The organism is Streptomyces sp. NPDC051320 (assembly GCF_040682175.1).
GTDB lineage: Bacteria > Actinomycetota > Actinomycetes > Streptomycetales > Streptomycetaceae > Streptomyces.
The window spans coordinates 346,872-364,036 of sequence record NZ_JBFBAL010000008.1 but is presented as its reverse complement, the minus strand read 5'-3'; the positions used below and the strand labels follow the sequence as shown (position 1 = coordinate 364,036).

Here is a 17,165-nt window from a genome sequence, read left to right as displayed (position 1 = left end):
GGCGGCGGACTCTCGTCGTGGTGGGTACATCAGGCGGTGTGTCTCAGGGCGTACGCCTCAGGCGGTGTGCCTCAAGCGGTGTGGAACGGCAGGCCGGCGTCGGCGGAAAGGTGGAGGTCGTCCGCCTCGGTCGGGGCGACCAGCGTCGCGGCGCCGTCCGTCACCGGTACGACGCCGAGCTCGAGCAGCTCGGCCATCGCGGCGCTGCCCGCCATGTCGCGGACCTGGAGCTGATACCGCGCGGTGGTGCGGTACGAGCCTCCGGCGTCATCCCCGGTGCGCTGCAGGAAGCCCGAATCGGTGAGGAAGACGACGGCCTTGGCCACGATTCCGGTGGTGGAACCGGCCAGCCGCCGGGCGTCCTTGGTGGCGCCCGTCGAACTGCGCCTGGCGTAGATCCGCCAAGCCGCTTCCAGCCCCGGCGCCCCGGTGGCCGGGTCGCTGTTCTCGCCCTGCTCCTCGGCTCGTTCGCCGAGTCTGCGGCACGCCTGGCGGACGAAGGTGTCGACACCGTTGACCGTGATCCGCCCGATGTAGCCGTCGTCGGCGAGGTCTTCCGGGCGGGGGAAGGCCAGGGCGGCGACGGCCAGATGGGCCAGACCGTGCAGGAAGCGGTCGGCCGAGTCGGCCGACGCACGCCGGGCGTAGTCGCCCATCCGCACGGCGAAAACCGAGTCCTCCCCGGCGGTGACCGCCATGCCCGCCCGGGTCGACACCTCCAGGACGACCAGCCCGAGGCCGGTGGCGACCGCGTCGGCGAGCCGGGCGAAGGCGGGCGCCTCGCGGTATCTGCGGAGCAGTTCGGCGTACTCGGCGTCTCTGGCGGGCAGCAGTTTGGGCTGCAGACCGAAGGCGACGAGCCGCGCGGCGTCGGCGGCGTCGGCCGGGGTGACCGCGGACGCTGCCGCGCTTCCCGGCGTCGCCGGCGCGTCGGTGCGGTCCGGTTCGCTCCACGCGGCCTGCTCGGCGTGGGTCTCGCTCACGGCTGGTGCTCCTCGGTCGGGTCCGTCGGTGTTGCGTGCGGTGCGGTCCGCCGGCCGGAGCTCATGTCGTCTCCGTACGGCCCGCGGCCATGCCGGCCGTGTCGAGCAGCGCCGTCCCGACGATCAGGTCGGCGCCACCGAATTCCGGGTCGTCGAGTTCGGTGCCGTCGTCGACGGCGAACAGCAGGCGCTGTTCGCCCTGCCGGTAGGCGGTGCCGACGGGCGGACTGGCCGCATGAAAGGCCAGCAGGGCGACCAGGTACGGCAGTTCGGGATCGCTGCGCCGGGCGTCGGCAAGCAGGCCGGAGAGTCTGCGCGGGGCGTCGTGCTCCAGGTCGAGCAGTTGCATCGCGCCGGTCAACTGCGCCTCGCTGAAACGGCTGTCGTCAGGCGTGGCGATGAGATCGGGTTCGGGCATCTCGGCGCCGAGATGCTCACGCTCGGCGGGCGGGCTCAGCAGGACGTCGACCAGGTCGCCGACCCTTACCGCGACGGGGGTACGCGGGCCGGTACCGCGTGCGAAGAACGCGTCGGTGACCCGGATGGCCTGCTCCAGCGGCAGCGGCAGCACGGGGGCGACGAGTTGGCCGTACAGATCGAGGCCTGCTCCTGCCGTCGGGGTCGCGAAGGCCTGCCGGTCCTGCTCGGCGCGGAAGAGCGGCCCTGCCTCGAGAAGGCGGGACTGGAGCTGGGTGTGCCGGCGGATGCAGTCCTTGACGATGTCGACGAGTTCGGCGGCTCGCCGCTTGTGCTCCGGCTCCTCCGTCTCGTCCCTGGCCCGGCGGATGTTGGTGAGGATCGCGTTCTCGTGGCGGTAGCGGTCGGCGACGTGGTCGAGCGCCTCGTCGATCATGTCGGGGACGGCTTCCAGCCAGTCGACGGCCCGGACGTTGCGCCGGGTGGCCTCCAGCGTCCGGCGCAGTGTCTCCGCGTACTGCACGGTCCGGTACCTGGCCTGCTCGGCGGCGTGCTGGGCGTCGGCGAGACGGCCGCGGTTGATGAGCACCTCGAGCTTCACCTCGGCGGCGATCTGTGCGCTGGTGACGTCCGTGTCAAGTGCGCCCACCAGCACGTTCACCGCCTCGTCGGTGGTGCGGAGGTAGACGCTCCCGCCGTAACCGGGCACTTCCTCGACGAGCTTGAAGTCGTAGTCCCTGCGGACATAGGCACCGTCCGGTCCGAACGTGCCGTACACGGCGCGAAATCCCCGGTCGACGCTGCCGACGTTGATCAGGTTCTCCAGCACCCAGCGGGCCACCCGTTCGTGCTCCGCCGCATGGCGCCCGGGGGCCTGGGCGGCGACCCGGGGCAGCAGTCTTGCCACTATCTGGTCGTGATCGGCTCCGGTGTCGAAGTCCATGTTGAGCGTGACCAGGTCGATCGCGGCGAGCGCGACCTCCGCCATGGCGTAGACCGTGTACTCACCCGCCAGATTCGCCTTGCGCACATCGAGGTCGTGCAGCGGGGCGGTGCAGGCGAGCGCGCGCAGGCGGCGCGCCAGTCCTTCGTCGGCGGCCGGGCCCGGCGCAGGCCGTGGCCCCGCGCTGAGCTGGGGCGGAACGAATTCCGACGAGGCAGGCGAAGTCACGCTGCACAGATTAGGTCCTCGCACTGACACCGGTCGAAACGGCGCGGACGGTACGGCTGTGCCACCGCGGCGCGGGGTTCACCGGCGCCGCTCAGTGGGCGGTCCCCTCGGTGCCGATCCTGCTGCGGACGGCGGTCTGCACCTCGGCCTCCTCTGCGGGGTCCGCGGCCAGCCTGCGCAGTCGGTCGACCACCCGGACGTCACCGGTCTCGGCGTGCAGTGCGGCCACCTCTCTGGTGGTCTCCTCGCAGTCCCAGAGGCACTCGACGGCGAATCCGGCGCCGAAGGAGGGGTCGGTGGCCGCGAGCGCGCGCGCCGCGCTGCCCCGCAGATGGGACGAGGTGGTCTCGCGGTACACATGGCGCAGTACGGGCGCCGCGCAGGCGATACCGAGCCGGCCGGCCCCGTCGACCAGCGTCCACAGCAGCCGGGCGTCGGGCCCTTCGGACCGTACGGTCTCGCGCAGCGCACCGAGCACCAGATGGGCGTCCTGCGCCCCACCCCGGCAGGCGAGCACTCCGGCGGCGGACGCGCCCAGCGCGTCGGGCCGCTGCGCCCAGCTCCGCGCGCGGTCCACCGCTTCCTCGCCGCACATCCGCTCGAACGCGGCGATGGCGGCTTCGGAGACGGTGCGCGCCGGGCCGGCCGCTGCCGCTTCGATCAGGTCGAGTACCGCGGGGTCCCGCGCCTCGGCGAGATAGTGCAGTGCGGCCCCCCGGGCGCCGTCGGTGCCGTTGCGGGCAGCCTCGGTGATCGCCGCGCGGTCCTGCGGGCCCGCCACGGCGGTGAGGCAGCGGGCGGCCGGCACGTGCAGTTCCCTGCCGCGCTCCAGTCCCTGCTGTGCCCAGTCGAAGACGGCCTGGACGCTCCAGCCCGGTCGCGGGCCCGTCGGGCGCATCTGTCGTTGCCAGCGGTCGAAGGAGCCCCGTTCGCCGGCCGCCCTCACCCGGGCTCCGACGGATTCCCGCGGATCCTCGGCCCACAGTCGCCAGGGCCGGGGCTCGTAGGCATCGCGCACGGACACGGCCAGCTCTGCCTCACCCTCCGCGGTGGCGGGGAACCGGCTGAGCACAGGCACGGCGAGCGAGCGAAGCCCGGCGTCGTCGTCCCGCAGGGCGAGTTCGTCCAGCGCCCACGCCCAGTTGGCGCCGCTCGCCGCGTATCGCCGGAGCAGAGCGAGCGCGTCGCGCCTGTCGTACGCGGCGAGGTGCCCCAGCACGGCGAGGGCCAAGCCGGTCCTGGTGTCCTCGGTGATGATGTGGTCCTCGGCGGAGAAGAGGTGCTGCTCGATCTCGTCAAGACCACCGTCGAGATCGAGACAGAGGCGCGCGTAGTACAGCGAACGGTTCTCGACCTGCCAGTCGTGGCGAGGATCACTCAGTACGCAGTGGTTCAACGCCGCCAGCGCCTCGGAGCGCGGTGCGGCGAGCGCATGCAGCGTGCCGTCACCCCGGCCCCTCTGGAGGAGGCCGAGCAACGTGCCGCTCGGCGCTATGACTGGATCGATCATGGAAGAAGCCTCACATCAAGCTGTCGACGCAACCGGGAAACGGGGATTACCTGGCCGCGCAGCAACATGTCCGGCCGCCCGCTGTCCTCTGCTTGATGCAGTCCATCTTCCTCTGCCTCTCGTCGGTGGCCCGAATCGGACCCGCGACGTCATGATGACCCACCCATTTCGCCACCGCGACCACATTTACGACGGACCGGTTCAGCCGGCGCTGAACAGCTCCACCAGTTCCGTCTTCCCGAACATCCGGGCGGTATCCAGCGCGGACGGCGTACCGGCCGCCGGGTCCGCGCCGCCGGCCAGCAGCGCGCGGATCACCGCTTCCTCTCCCTTGAAGACGGCTCCGGCCAGCGGGGTCTGTCCGTGGTCGTTGGCGCGGTCGGCGTCGGCGCCCCGTGCGATCAGTGCCTGCACCGCCTCCGCGTGACCGTGATACGCGGCGAGCATCACCAGGGTGTCGCCCCGGTCGTTGGTGAGATTCGCCGGCACTCCGGCGTCCACATACGCGGCGAGCTGCCCGGCCTCTCCCTGCCGGGCGAGATCGAAGACCTTCGTAGCCAGCTCGACCACTTCGGGATCGGGGGCTCCGCTCATCGCGCGCACCGCCTTTCACAGCGTTGACCTCGGGGTACGGCAGGGCAGCCGTACGGGTGATTCGACAGCGTACTGCCCGGCGTCGGACATGCCCCGGCCCGGCTGCGGCAAGGATCACCTGAAGCGCGGACACCCGGTGCGCCGGCCTGGCAGGAGCGGTCCCAGGGTGCCTTTTGTAGGCCGGTCCAGTGAAAAAGACGACAAATAACCCGATTGCCGCTTTTAACCGGCAGATACTTTCGGTGATGCTGGAAGGACTCATGGTGACTGTCCCCCTCAATCAGGAGACCCTCATGATCCTGTCCATGTCAGGCGTCGTACTGCTCGCAATCATCGTCTTCCTCTTCTTCAGGAAAGGCGGGCTCAAGGCATCACACGGAATCGTCTGTGCGCTCTTCGGCTTCTTCCTCGCGGGCACCGCCATCGCCCCGAGCATCACGGCCGGCAGTGCCAGCCTCGCCAGCCTGCTGGGCGGGATCAAGTTCTGACCCTCAGCACCCCGCTCCCCCGACCCAGGAGACCGATGTGGCCCGGCGACCGCTTCCTCGCATTCTGAGCAGCAGCAGCGCACCGATCATCCGCAGCCGCGAGATCGCCAGGACGGCCGCCGACAGTGCCACCGATGTCCTTCATCCGCTGATCACGGTCGGCCGGGGCCTGCGAAGGCTGGCCTCGGCCACCGGGCGGCGGTGGGCCGCGATGCCCAGGGACCGGCGCGGTCCCGCGCTGGTCTTCGTCGCGGCCTGTGTCCTGGTGGTCGCGCTCATCCCGTACGGGCCGCTGCTCGCCCTGATCACGGTGATGGCCGCGGCCGCCTGGAAGGGCCACGAGCGGGCGGAGGTGCGGACCGGGCCCGACGAAGCCGAGACGGCCCGGCTACAGGCTCTTTACGAGGCTCTCGTGCCGTGTTTCTCGCTCCCCGAGGACCCGGCTCCGCTCTTCGCCCACGGCGGCGAGTGGGACCAGGCCTTCAGTGACTTCGCGTTCGACGAGAACGGGCGGCTCACCGAGCTGCGGGTGACGTATCCCGCGTACTTCGCGGACGGCGAACCCGCGTCCCGCGCCCGCGTCGAACAACTGCTGCATGCCAAGTCCGGCCGCGGCCGCGAGTATCTCTTCGACTGGGACGAGGAAGGCAACCGGCTCACGATGAGCGTGCTGCCCGCGCTGTCCACCTCGATCGCGGCCCAGTCCTTCGTCACCGCTCCCGGCGAGACCGTCCTCGGCTTCACCGACGCCGACGCGGTGCAGCGCACCGTCCCGGTCCAGGAGGGGGAGGAAACCCACGACGCGCCTCCGGTCGTCTGGCGTACCGGAGCACGCTCCACGGAGCCGCACCTGCTCGTCGTCGGTGAACCGGGCAGCGGAATCACCACGCTGTTGCGCTCGCTCGCACTCCAGACCCTGCAGTACGGCGATGTGGTGATCGTCGAGGGCGGCGGGATCGGCGAGTACGCGTGTCTGTCCGGACGGCCGGGGGTGCTGGCCGTCGAGTGCGGGCTGTCCGGCGCGCTGGCCACGCTGGAATGGGCCGCGCACGAAACCGAACGGCGGCTGACCGCCGCGGACCGGGCCAGGCAGTCCGGGCATCCCACGCCCGACGACATCCGGCGCCCGCTGTGGATCCTGCTCGACCGGCCCAGTGCGTTCGGGCATCTGGCCGCAGCCGCCGGCCGCACCGACCCGCAGGAACTGCTGCAGGTGCCGCTGCGGCACGGCAGAGCGGCCAACGTCACGGTCGTGGTGGCCGAACAGTTCGACTCGGTGGACGCTGTCAGCGAGACCGTGGCCCGTCACACCCGGGCCCGTGTCGTCCTCGGACCGGCCAGCCACCAGCAGATCGAGGTCCTGCTCGGCGCCCCACCGCGTACCACGCCCACTCCCGGCACCCCGCCGGGCAGGGGGTACGCACGGCTCGGGTCAGGCCCCGTGCTCAGGATCCAGGTGCCGGCCACCCCTGACCCGTACGACGAAGAAGCCAGCGAGGCGCACCGCCGGGCCGTGCTGGATCTTCTCCCGGGGAGTCCGGGAGAAGGGGCAGCGCCGGCTCCGCTCCCGGCCTCCCTCCAGAAGACGCCGGGTCCCGCGGACGCCGTATCGGAGGCGGTCGAAGCCCCGCCCGCCCGCGCCGGGACCGTGCACGATCCGGTGGCCGCCGAGAGCTGAGTGAACGGGGTGTCCGCTCTCTCGGGCCGCACCCCGGGCGACACGGCACCCTCAAGCGACAAAGCTGCGCGGGGCTTCCGCGGCGCTGCTCGCACCGCTCTCCACCAGCCTGGCCGCGGCGGCCAGTCGCTGCGCCGCCTCGTCCGCGACCGGGCCACCGACAGTGAACGGCAGGCGCACATACCCTTCGAACGCGCCGTCGACCCCGAAGCGCGGCCCCGACGGCACCCGGACACCGACCCGTTCGCCCACCTCGGCCAGCCGGGACCCCGAGAGGCCCCCGGTCCGCACCCAGAGGGTCAGTCCGCCGTGCGGAACCTCGAACTCCCAGCTGGGCACTTCACGGCGGACCGCGGTGACCAGCGCGTCACGGTTCTCGCGGGCCTGGGCGCACCGGATGGCGACGGCCTTCTCCCATCCCCCGGTGCTCATCAGCCAGTTGACCGCGAGTTGTTCGAGCACCGGGGTGCCGAGGTCGGCATAGGCGCGCGCCGCAACGAGGCTGCGGATGACGTCCGGGGCCGCCCGCACCCAGCCGATCCGCATGCCGGCCCAGAAGGCCTTGCTCGCCGAGCCGACGGTCAGCACCGTGCTGCCCGCGGGGTCGAAGGCGCAGACCGGACGCGGCATCTCCGTGGCCGGGTCGAGGATCAGTTCGGACATGGTTTCGTCGACGACCAGCACCGTCCCGGCCGAGCGTGCGGCGTCCACCAGCCCGCGTCGCTGGTCCTCGTCGGCCAGCGCCCCGGTGGGATTGTGGAAGTCCGCGACGACGTAGGCGAGCCGCGGAGCCGCGTCCCGCAGCACGTGCCGCCACCGGCCGAGATCCCAGCTGCCGAGCCCTTCGGCCATCGCCACCGGCACCAGCCGGGCGCCCGCCTCCCGCATCAGCTGCAGGATGTTGGCGTACGAGGGTGACTCGACGGCGATCCGCTCGCCGCGGCCGGCGAAGAGGTGGCAGATGGCGTCCATGGCCCCCATCGCTCCGGTGGTGACCATGATCTGCTCCGGCATCGTCGGGATGCCGCGCTGGCTGTAGCGGTCCGCGAGCATCTGCCGCAGCGCGGGCAGGCCGGCCGGGTAGTCGCCGTGGGTGTGGGCGTAGGGCGCCAGTTCTTCCAGCGCCCCCTGTACCGCCCGGGTCAGCCACGGTTCCGGCGCGGGCAGCGCGGCGGTGCCGAGGTCGATCACCGATCCCAGGGCCTCGGGCGGCAGCGGTTCCAATCCGCGGGCGGGCAGCGGGTTGCCCGCGGGCACCGCGGTCCAGCTGCCGGCTCCCCGGCGTGACTCGAGGAACCCCTCGGCGCGCAGTGCCTCGTACGCGGCGGCCACCGTGGTGCGGCTCACCGACAGCGCGACCGCCAGTTCGCGCTCGGCGGGCAGCCGCGCGGCGACCGGCACCCGGCCTTCGAGGACCAGCAGCCGGACACCGTCGGCCAGCGCCCGGTAAGCGGGGGGCTTACGAGTGCCCGGTCCGGCGGGCCGGGAATGCTGGCCGCTGAGCTGACGGGCGAGCTGAGCCGCTCCGACCGCTGAAGTCCACTGCGCCATGAAACAAGTCCACCCATCCTCGATTGGCCCTGGTTGTCACACGATCACCGGCCACAGAGTGTCATGCATCAGTCCACTGGCGCCAGTCCACTTGCTACCGCGGAGGCCGCATTGCCGAAAGAGCTCATCCACCGATTGCTTCAGCTGTATGTCGGCCTGGTGCTGTACGGAGTCAGCTCCGCCCTGCTGGTGCGCGCCGGACTGGGGCTGGAGCCGTGGGGAGTCCTGCACCAGGGCCTGGCCGCGCTGACCGGGCTGACGATCGGCACCGTGTCCATCATCGTGGGAGCCGCCGTACTGCTGCTGTGGATCCCCCTGCGCCAGCGGCCGGGGCTCGGCACCGTCTCCAACGTCTTCGTGATCGGTATCGCCATGGACGCGACGCTCGGCCTGGTGGCCGATGCCCACGCGCTCGTCGCCCGCATACCGCTGATGGTCGCGGGGATACTGCTGAACGGCGCGGCAACCGGCCTCTACATCTCCGCCCGCCTCGGCCCCGGACCGCGGGACGGGCTGATGACCGCGCTGCACCGGATCACCGGTCGGCCCATCCGGTGGGTGCGTACCGCCATCGAGGTCGCGGTGGTCGCCGCCGGCTTCGCCCTCGGCGGCACCGTCGGCGTCGGCACGGTCGCCTATGCCCTGGCCATCGGACCGCTCGCACAGTTCTTCCTGCGGGTGTTCGGCAGCCCCGCGGAGAACGCCCGGCCCTCGGCCGCGGTCCCGGTACCCGAAGGCGCGATACTTCCCGAGTGACCCGAGCCATCCGTATGCGCCATCCCTTTCTGGACCACCCAGGTCCGATACCGTTCGCCCACCGCGGCGGCGCCGCCGACGGCATGGAGAACACCAGCGCCGCCTTCGCGCGAGCGGCCGATGCCGGGTACCGGTACTTCGAGACCGATGTGCACACCACGTCGGACGGCCGGCTCGTCGCTTTCCACGACGCGACGCTGGACCGGATGACGGATCTCCGGGGCCCGATCGCGGAACTTCCGTGGAGCGAGGTGCGCCGTGCCCGGACGGCGGCCCGCCGGCCGCTCCCGCTCTTCGACGAACTGCTCGACGCGTTTCCGGGAGCCCGCTGGAACATCGACGTCAAGGCGGAGTCCGTCCTCGTCCCGCTGATCGATCTGATCCGCCGGAGCGAGGCCTGGGACCGGGTGTGCGTCGGATCGTTCTCCGAGCGGCGGGTGGCCAGGGCGCAGGCTCTCGGCGGACCGCGTCTTGCCACCTCCTACGGCCTGAGCGGCGTCCTGGCACTGCGGCTGCGCTCGTACGGAATGCCTGCGGCGCTGCGCGGCAGCGCGGTCTGCGCCCAGGTCCCCGAGTTCCACGGCGGGGTCCGAGTCGTCGACCGGCGCTTCGTCCGGGCCGCGCACGCCCGTGGCCTGCAGGTGCATGTGTGGACGGTCAACGACCCCGTACGGATGGCGGCCCTGCTCGACCTGGGGGTGGATGGCATCATGACCGATCATCTCGAGTCACTGCGCACGGTCCTCACCGAGCGGGGGGCGTGGCACTGACGATCAGGGGGCGCGGTTGAGCGCGGGAGCGGTGGAGCGGACGACCGAGGCGGCCGACCGCAGACGCGAGCAGCATGGCTGGTATTTCTACGACTTCGCGTGCTCGGTCTACTCGACGAGTGTGCTCACCGTGTTTCTCGGTCCCTACCTGACCTCGGTGGCCAGGGCCGCGGCGGACACCGAAGGGTTCGTCCATCCGCTGGGTATCCCGCTGCGGGCCGGGTCGGTCTTCGCCTACACGGTTTCCGTCTCGGTCGTCGTCGCCGTGGTGGCCATGCCGCTGGTCGGCGCGGTCGCCGACCGGACGGGCCGCAAGAAGCCCCTGCTCGCCGTCTCCGCGTACCTCGGCGCGGCGGCCACCACCGGGATGTTCTTCCTGGACGGTCACCGCTACCTGCTGGGCGCGCTGCTGCTCATCGTGGCCAACTCCGCGCTGGCCGTCTCCATGGTCCTCTACAACGCCTACCTCCCGCAGATCGCGGAGCCCGACGAGCGGGACACGGTCTCCTCGCGCGGCTGGGCGTTCGGATACACCTCCGGCGCCGTCGTCCTGGTGCTCAATCTGGTGCTGTATACGGGACACGACAGCTTCGGGGTCTCGGAATCCACCGCCGTGCGGATCTGCCTCGCATCGGCCGGCGTGTGGTGGGGTGCCTTCACTCTCGTACCGCTGAGCCGGCTGCGGGACCGGCAGGTGGCCGGCGGGGGGCGCGGCACGGTCGGCGCGGGATGGCGGCAGCTTCTGGCGACCCTGCGGGACATGCGCCGATACCCGCTGACGCTCGGCTTCCTGCTGGCCTATCTGGTCTACAACGACGGTATTCAGACGGTGATCTCGCAGGCTTCTGTGTACGGCTCCGAGGAGCTGGGGCTCGGCCAGACCACCCTGATCACGGCCATTCTCCTGGTGCAGGTCCTGGCGGTGGCGGGCGCCCTGGGCATGGGAAGGCTCGCCCGGATGTATGGCGCGAAGCTGACCGTCCTCGGCTCGCTCGCCGTATGGGCGCTGATCCTCTGCATGGGATATTTCCTGCCGGCCAGGACTCCGGTCTGGTTCTATCTGCTGGCCGCGGCGATCGGTGTGGTGCTCGGGGGCAGCCAGGCGTTGTCGCGTTCGCTGTTCTCGCATCTGGTGCCGCGGGGCAAGGAGGCGGAGTACTTCTCCGCCTACGAGATGAGCGACCGCGGACTGAGCTGGCTGGGGCCGCTGGTCTTCGGGCTCACCTACCAGCTGAGCGGCAGTTACCGGCAGGCGATCATCTCGTTGGTGCTCTTCTTCGTGCTGGGATTCGCCCTGCTGGCCCGGGTCCCCGTGCGACGAGCCGTGGCAGCCGCCGGAAACACGGTGCCCGACCGGATTTAGGCGCTGAAGTGAAAGGCCGGTAGTGTACGCCTTTGGCTTACCAGGCGGACCGTTACTGCGTGATCACCAAATGAAAACGCTGGGTGACATCCCTAGTCAGATGTGACAAACAGGGCACTGGTGGGTACAACAAGGGGCGGCACGACGGAAGGCAGCGGCGCGCAGCGCCTCCACCAAGGTGCGGGAATCTTTACCGCCGACCGGACGTTGAACGGATGACGACGACAGCGACACCTGTCCTGTGGGCGACAAGCCCGGGAGGCACGATTCATGAGTGAGCGAGCTCTTCGCGGCACGCGCCTCGTGGTGACCAGCTACGAGACCGACCGCGGCATCGACCTGGCTCCGCGCCAGGCCGTGGAGTACGCATGCGAGAACGGACATCGTTTTGAGATGCCGTTCTCCGTGGAGGCGGACATTCCGCCAGAGTGGGAGTGCAAGGCCTGCGGCGCCCAAGCACTCCTGGTAGACGGGGACGGCCCTGAGGAGAAGAAGGGCAAGCCCGCGCGCACGCACTGGGACATGCTCATGGAGCGGCGCACACGCGAGGAGCTCGAGGAGGTGCTGGCCGAGAGGCTGGCCGTCCTTCGCTCCGGCGCCATGAACATTGCCGTGCATCCGCGGGACAGCCGCAAGTCCGCGTAACGCCCAGGCGTTCGCGTACGCACGAACAGCAGCCGCGGGCTGCGGCGCACTTCAGGTGCGCCGCAGCCCGCGGCTTTGCTGCGTGGCACCGCGGACCCGGAACGGCCCGGCGGTGCCACGGCCGCCCGGCGGTGCCACGGCGTGAGTGGCGGTGTCACGGCGTGAGTGGCCGTGTCACGGCGTGAGTGGCCGTGTCACGGCGTGAGTGGCGGGCGCGGGCCCTCGTCCCCGTGGGAATCGCGCGGCTCTGTCCGGTCGTCCTTGATGACCTCGCCCTGGACCACCTTGCCGTCCGGGCGCCGCATCCGGGCCTGCTGGAAGGCGTCGCCCAGGCTGCCCGGCGCTGCGCGGTTCATCCGGCGCTCCAGAGAGCGCTCCGTGTACCGGCTCAACAGCGACCGGACGGGTGGCACCAGACAGAGCAACCCCACCACGTCCGAGAGGAGACCGGGCAGCATGATCAGCAACCCGCCGAGCATCAGAAAACCGTTGCCGCTGCTCTCCCGGTCCCCCGCCGGCTGCTCCGTGTCGGACTCCGCACCCGGTTGCTGCTGCAGCGTCGCGGTCAGATTGCGAAAGGCTCGCCGCCCGGCCCGCTTGATGACGGCACCGCCCAGTACGGCGCCGCCGACCAACAGGACGAGCACCGTGAGCCCGCCGGCGACCTCCGCCACCAGAATCAGCAGCCAGATCTCGACCACCAGCCAGACGGCGATGCCGAGCGGGACAAGAGTGCGGGTGCGGGAACGCCTGGGAGCGGTCGGGGGCGGAGTGCCGGTTGTCATGTTCCCAGTGTGCCTGGCGACGCGCGAAGACGGCGTCAGCGGGCCGTCAGGAAGGCTTGCGGCCCAGCAACCGGTCGGCCCGCGATCCGAGGCCCCAGGCGGTCACCCGCCACAGTGCCTCGACGACGATGTCCCGGCTCATCTTCGAGTCGCCGATCTCCCGCTCCACGAAGGTGATCGGCACTTCGACGACGTGGCAGCCGGCCTCCACGGCACGGCGCGCGAGGTCCACCTGGAAGCAGTAACCCTGTGAGGAGACCTGGTCGAGGTCGAGCTCTTCGAGGGTCTCCTTGCGGAAGGCCCGGAAGCCGCCTGTGACATCACGGATCGGTACGTTGAGGAGCAGCCGCGAGTAGGTACTGCCGCCGCGCGACAGCATCTCCCGGTGCTTGGGCCAGTTGACGACTCGTCCACCCGGCATCCAGCGTGAGCCGAGCACCAGGTCGGCGCCCTTCAGCGCGGTGAGCAACCGCGGCAGTTCCTCGGGCTGATGCGAACCGTCGGCGTCCATCTCGACGAGCACGTCGTATCCGTGCTCGATGCCCCACCGGAAACCCGCCAGGTACGCGGCGCCGAGGCCTTCCTTGCCCTCGCGGTGCAGCACCTGCACCGCGGAGTCGTCGGCGGCGATCGTGTCTGCGATCTTCCCGGTGCCGTCCGGGCTGTTGTCGTCGGCGACGAGAATGTCCGCTTCGGGCACCGCGGCACGCAGCCGGGTGACGATCGGCTTGATGTTCTCGGCCTCGTTGTAGGTCGGAATGATGACCAAGGCCTTGCCGAGCGGTCCGAACTGCCGCTCACCGCCGTCGTTCACTGCTGCCCCTCACCTTGTCACTGCCGAACCATCACCCTATCGAGCGTGGGCGCCTTGCACCGCCGCCGAGCCCTGGTATGGCGCATGTTGCTGCCAGAAGCTTGTGGTGGAGGTGCCGTGGGCGTGCGGAAGGCGGCCCTGAGGGGTGCGAGAACTGCGGATCGGGGCCCGGTGTCCTTCGGGCCGACCTGGGGCCCGCTGGCTGCGGGTCGACCGAGGGCCGTTGTCTACTGAACGTCCGGGCCCCACCCGGGTCGCACCTTCCCCCGCGAGCTCCTGCGGAGCAGGGGGGACACCCTTCCGGCTGAAACCTCCCTCGCCCCCGAGGCGCGGGCGCTGAACCTGGCTCCCAGTGGTGGCGCACCATGGCGCGCCACCCCATGACCCAGCGGCGTTCGACGACTGCGTGGAGGTCTTCCGGTCGGACGTCCTGTGGTGGACTCGGCCGAACCTACCCGCCTCCGGCCGCTCCCTGTCAACACCCGTGTGAGCTGCACTGTTTCCATGAACCAGCAGGTCAGTGGGGAGGAGGCGCTCCAGATGGCAGACCTCCCGGCCTATCGATCGGGGGTACCGATTGTCCGGATGTCACTCGTTCGGCCGCTCGTCCGGCCTCGTGAAGACGGTCTGGCCGAACACCACCGTCCGCAGACAGACCGGGAGTTCGGCCCCCGGCGTGAGGTCCGGCAGCCCGGGTGTGCCGGAGCGCGGGTCGGTCGACCAGCGGGCGACCCGGTCGTCGGGGGCCTGGACCACCAGATCGGCGGTGCGCCAAACGGCGTAGTCGGCGGGCGCACCGGGAACCAGAGCACCGGCGTCGTCCCGGCCGATCGCCCGCCAGCCACCGCGGGTGTGGGCGGCGAAAGCGGCGCGCACCGAGACCCGGTGCTCGGGGGTGCGGTGGAATGCGGCCGCGCGCACGGTCGCCCAGGGGCCGAGTGCGGTCACCGGGCTGTCCGAGCCGAAGGCCAGTGGTACGCCGGCCCGCAGCAGGGCCGCGTACGGATTCAGCGTGCGGGCCCGCTCGGCGCCCAGGCGCTGCGCGTACATGCCGTCATCGCCGCCCCAGGCCGCGTCGAAGGCCGGCTGGACGGAGGCCGTCAGCCCCAGTTCGGCGAAGGCTGCGATGGTCTCCGGGGTGAGCATCTCGGCGTGCTCCACGCGGTGCCGTGCGGCGCGCACCCGGGGCAGGCCCAGCTTCTCGGCGGCGGCCCGCACGCCCTCGACGACCGCCGTGATCGCCGCGTCGCCGATGGCGTGGAAGCCGGCCTGGAGCCCTGCTTCGGTGCAGGCGGTGACGTGTGCGGCGATGCCTGCGGCGTCCAGGTGGGCGCTGCCGGTGTGCGCGTCGTCGGCGTACGGCTCGTGCAGACAGGCGGTGTGCGAGCCGAGTGAGCCGTCAACGAACAGGTCGCCCGCCGCCCCGATCGCGCCCAGCTCCGTGATGCGCCGCGCTTCCTTGGCGTCGCCGACGCGATCGGCCCAGTAACCGAAGACGCGCGGGCCCGGCTCCTCCGCGGCGAGCCGGAGCAGGCCGGTGAAGTCCTCCTCGTCGGAGATGTCGGGCCCACCGCACTCGTGCATCGCGCCGATCCCCAGGGATGCCGCCCGACGGCGGGCCGCACGCTGCGCCTCGGCGCGCTGGTGCGGGGTGATCGCCGCATGGGCAGCGGCGCGTACGGCGTGGTGCGCGGCGCCGGTGAGCGGGGCGTCGGAGTGGTATCCGGGGAGTGCGGTGATCCGCGGGACCATGTCGAGCAGCGCGGTGGAGGCGACGGCCGAGTGGACGTCGACCCGCGGCAGGTACACCGGGCGGCCACCCGTCGCTTCGTCGAGTTCGGTGCGGGACAGCGGCCGTTCCCCCGGCCAGGCCGACGCGTCCCAGCCGTGGCCGAGCAGCACCCGGTCGGCCGGGCGGGAGGCCGCGTGGACCCGGAGGAGGGCGAGCGCACCGGCGGGCGTCCGGGCCGGCGACAGATCGAGGCCGGTGAGTGAAAGGCCGGTCGACGTGGTGTGCACGTGTGCATCCGTGAACGCCGGGGTCACCAGTGCGCCTTCGAGGTCGATGACCTCGTCGACACCCTTGGCGAAGGCATCGGCGGCGCCCTCCGAACCCACCCACGCGACGTGCCCGCGTTCCACGACCATCGCGGTGGCGAACGGGTCGGCGGGGCTGTGGATGTCTCCACCGCGCAGCAGCACGGTGTGGGTGTCGGCCTGTGCGGCGGTGCTGTCGGTCATGGGAACAGTCTCCCGCCTGCCGGTGGGGGCTCCGCACACCGGGGCGGACGGTGCGCGACGGGCGTCCGCCGGGTGCTCCCCGGTGCGGGCCGGAGGACCGCTGCGACTGCCCGGGACGCTCCTAGGATCTCTCAGATCTCGGGCGGCCGCGCCTCGTACGGGGTGGACAGCACGACGGTCGTACGAGTGGAGACCCCGGCCAGCGAGCGGATCCTGGTCAGCAGGTTCTCCAGCGCCAGCGGCGTGGGCACCCGCACCTTGAGGATGTAGTTCTCGTCGCCCGCGACGCTGTGGCAGGCCTCGATCTCGGGGACTCCGGCGAGGCGTTCCGCGATGTCGTCGGGGGCGCTGGGGTCGAAGGGCTTCACCGAGATGAAGGCGGTGAGCGGCAGACCCACCGCCTCCGGGTCGACCACCGCGGCATAGCCCCGGATGACTCCGCGCTGTTCGAGCCGGCGTACCCGCTGATGCACCGCCGAGGTGGACAGGCCGGTGGCCTTGCCCAGGTCGGTGTAGCTCATCCGCCCGTCCTTGACGAGCAACTCCACGATGCGGCGATCCAGCTCCTCCATACGGATCAACCTATTGCCCAGTTCACTCCAGGCCCAGTCGAAGAGGGCTCCGAACGGGGCCTTCCCGGCTCATGTGATGAAGACCACAGGTCTGGAGCGGTATCCATGGGGAACGCGCGATTATCGCGGTGGCGGGACGGGAAGTGCTTGCTGTGGTCGAGACCACAGTCGCTGGTCGGCCCATCCGAGGGGGAGATTCTCCATGCAGAAACTCAAAAGCGTTGATTCCGTCGCGGCCGCCGAGCTCGCCGATGTGGAGGGCGAGCCTGATCACGGTGCTTACGACACGTGGGAGATGTACCGGGTGATCTGCCCGGACTGCGCTCAGCCGATCGCGCTGCTCGCCGACGAGGAACTGCTGCCCGAGCACGCTCTCTGCACCAGCCCGTGGAACCCGTTCGGTCTCACCGTGTGCGCCGGGACCGGCCGCGACGCGTCGGAGGCCGCGCCTGCCGATGAGAGCGTCGAGGCACAGCAGCAGGACACCGCATTGCTGTTGACGCTTCCTCAGGGGCTCGACTGGCGGAAGCAGCCCTTCTCCCACGTCGGAGGCCCCGGCTCGCGTCCGGTCAAGGCCGTACGGCGCGCCGCCTGAGCCGCCGGCCGTCGGAGCGTACGGCGCATGTGACGCCACCGGCGCACCGATGCCCGGGCGCCTGCCCGGGCGCCGGCGTCCGCGCGCCGGTGTCTGGGCGTATGCCGCGAACAGACGCCCGAGGTGGCGGGACGGTGACCCGGCGGCGCCGCCCGGCGTTGACCGGTCATGACTGTTCTGCACTACGGGACCGGGAGCGGGTCCGGACGCCGTCGGCTGATCGCCTGCGCAC

At 71.2% G+C, this 17,165-nt stretch carries 16 protein-coding genes; 7 read left to right on the top strand and 9 right to left on the bottom strand.

Annotation, left to right across the window (positions count from 1 at the left end; genetic code table 11):
- Window positions 1-71: 71 nt before the first annotated feature.
- From AB0M87_RS20380 to AB0M87_RS20365, 4 genes are all read right to left on the bottom strand, one after another.
- Window positions 72-983, bottom strand: coding sequence for a hypothetical protein (locus AB0M87_RS20380; RefSeq protein WP_365854764.1), 912 nt, complete (start codon window positions 981-983; stop codon window positions 72-74).
- Window positions 984-1,044: 61 nt separating this feature from the next.
- Window positions 1,045-2,571 carry a hypothetical protein gene (locus tag AB0M87_RS20375; RefSeq protein ID WP_365854763.1) on the bottom strand — a complete coding sequence of 509 codons (1,527 nt, stop codon included), beginning with the start codon at window positions 2,569-2,571 and terminating at the stop codon, window positions 1,045-1,047.
- Window positions 2,572-2,662: 91 nt separating this feature from the next.
- Window positions 2,663-4,081: a HEAT repeat domain-containing protein gene (locus tag AB0M87_RS20370; RefSeq protein ID WP_365854762.1), complete on the bottom strand. Its 1,419-nt coding sequence runs from the start codon at window positions 4,079-4,081 to the stop codon at window positions 2,663-2,665.
- A 201-nt stretch (window positions 4,082-4,282) separates the two neighbouring features.
- Window positions 4,283-4,675 (bottom strand): ankyrin repeat domain-containing protein, encoded by a 393-nt coding sequence (locus tag AB0M87_RS20365; RefSeq protein ID WP_365854761.1) that lies wholly within the window; start codon window positions 4,673-4,675, stop codon window positions 4,283-4,285.
- A gap of 293 nt (window positions 4,676-4,968) precedes the next feature.
- Here AB0M87_RS20365 and AB0M87_RS20360 point away from each other — a divergent pair, with 293 nt between their 5' ends.
- Both AB0M87_RS20360 and AB0M87_RS20355 read left to right on the top strand, forming a co-directional pair.
- The gene (locus tag AB0M87_RS20360; RefSeq protein ID WP_365854838.1) at window positions 4,969-5,163 is read left to right on the top strand and encodes a hypothetical protein; all 195 of its coding nucleotides are present in this window, start codon (window positions 4,969-4,971) and stop codon (window positions 5,161-5,163) included.
- Between the two features lie 37 nt (window positions 5,164-5,200).
- A complete protein-coding gene (locus tag AB0M87_RS20355) occupies window positions 5,201-6,841 on the top strand; it encodes a hypothetical protein (RefSeq protein WP_365854759.1) in 1,641 nt (546 codons plus the stop codon).
- 51 nt (window positions 6,842-6,892) lie between these two features.
- On the opposite strand, the gene AB0M87_RS20350 is transcribed toward AB0M87_RS20355, so the two are convergent.
- Entirely contained in the window at window positions 6,893-8,392 is a 1,500-nt protein-coding gene (locus tag AB0M87_RS20350; protein ID WP_365854757.1) for a PLP-dependent aminotransferase family protein, read from the bottom strand.
- 63 nt (window positions 8,393-8,455) lie between these two features.
- On the opposite strand from AB0M87_RS20350, the gene AB0M87_RS20345 reads away from it, so the two are divergent.
- The 4 genes from AB0M87_RS20345 (at window position 8,456) to AB0M87_RS20330 (ending at window position 11,926) form a co-directional block, all read left to right on the top strand.
- Window positions 8,456-9,148, top strand: a complete 693-nt coding sequence (locus AB0M87_RS20345; RefSeq protein WP_365854755.1) for a hypothetical protein — start codon at window positions 8,456-8,458, stop codon at window positions 9,146-9,148.
- A gap of 14 nt (window positions 9,149-9,162) precedes the next feature.
- A complete protein-coding gene (locus AB0M87_RS20340; protein WP_365854836.1) occupies window positions 9,163-9,918 on the top strand; it encodes a glycerophosphodiester phosphodiesterase family protein in 756 nt (251 codons plus the stop codon).
- 16 nt (window positions 9,919-9,934) lie between these two features.
- Entirely contained in the window at window positions 9,935-11,281 is a 1,347-nt protein-coding gene (locus AB0M87_RS20335; RefSeq protein WP_365854753.1) for an MFS transporter, read from the top strand.
- A gap of 270 nt (window positions 11,282-11,551) precedes the next feature.
- Window positions 11,552-11,926: an RNA polymerase-binding protein RbpA gene (locus AB0M87_RS20330; protein ID WP_161311542.1), complete on the top strand. Its 375-nt coding sequence runs from the start codon at window positions 11,552-11,554 to the stop codon at window positions 11,924-11,926.
- A 194-nt stretch (window positions 11,927-12,120) separates the two neighbouring features.
- Here AB0M87_RS20330 and fxsA read toward each other — a convergent pair whose 3' ends face one another.
- The 4 genes from fxsA to AB0M87_RS20310 form a co-directional block, all read right to left on the bottom strand.
- The gene (gene fxsA, locus AB0M87_RS20325; protein WP_365854751.1) at window positions 12,121-12,711 is read right to left on the bottom strand and encodes an FxsA family membrane protein; all 591 of its coding nucleotides are present in this window, start codon (window positions 12,709-12,711) and stop codon (window positions 12,121-12,123) included.
- 46 nt (window positions 12,712-12,757) lie between these two features.
- Window positions 12,758-13,525, bottom strand: coding sequence for a polyprenol monophosphomannose synthase (locus AB0M87_RS20320; RefSeq protein WP_365854749.1), 768 nt, complete (start codon window positions 13,523-13,525; stop codon window positions 12,758-12,760).
- A 588-nt stretch (window positions 13,526-14,113) separates the two neighbouring features.
- Window positions 14,114-15,766 (bottom strand): amidohydrolase, encoded by a 1,653-nt coding sequence (locus AB0M87_RS20315; RefSeq protein WP_365854747.1) that lies wholly within the window; start codon window positions 15,764-15,766, stop codon window positions 14,114-14,116.
- 131 nt (window positions 15,767-15,897) lie between these two features.
- Window positions 15,898-16,338 carry an Lrp/AsnC family transcriptional regulator gene (locus AB0M87_RS20310; RefSeq protein WP_164266613.1) on the bottom strand — a complete coding sequence of 147 codons (441 nt, stop codon included), beginning with the start codon at window positions 16,336-16,338 and terminating at the stop codon, window positions 15,898-15,900.
- Between the two features lie 202 nt (window positions 16,339-16,540).
- Here AB0M87_RS20310 and AB0M87_RS20305 point away from each other — a divergent pair, with 202 nt between their 5' ends.
- Entirely contained in the window at window positions 16,541-16,933 is a 393-nt protein-coding gene (locus AB0M87_RS20305; protein WP_365854745.1) for a hypothetical protein, read from the top strand.
- Window positions 16,934-17,165 lie beyond the last annotated feature (232 nt).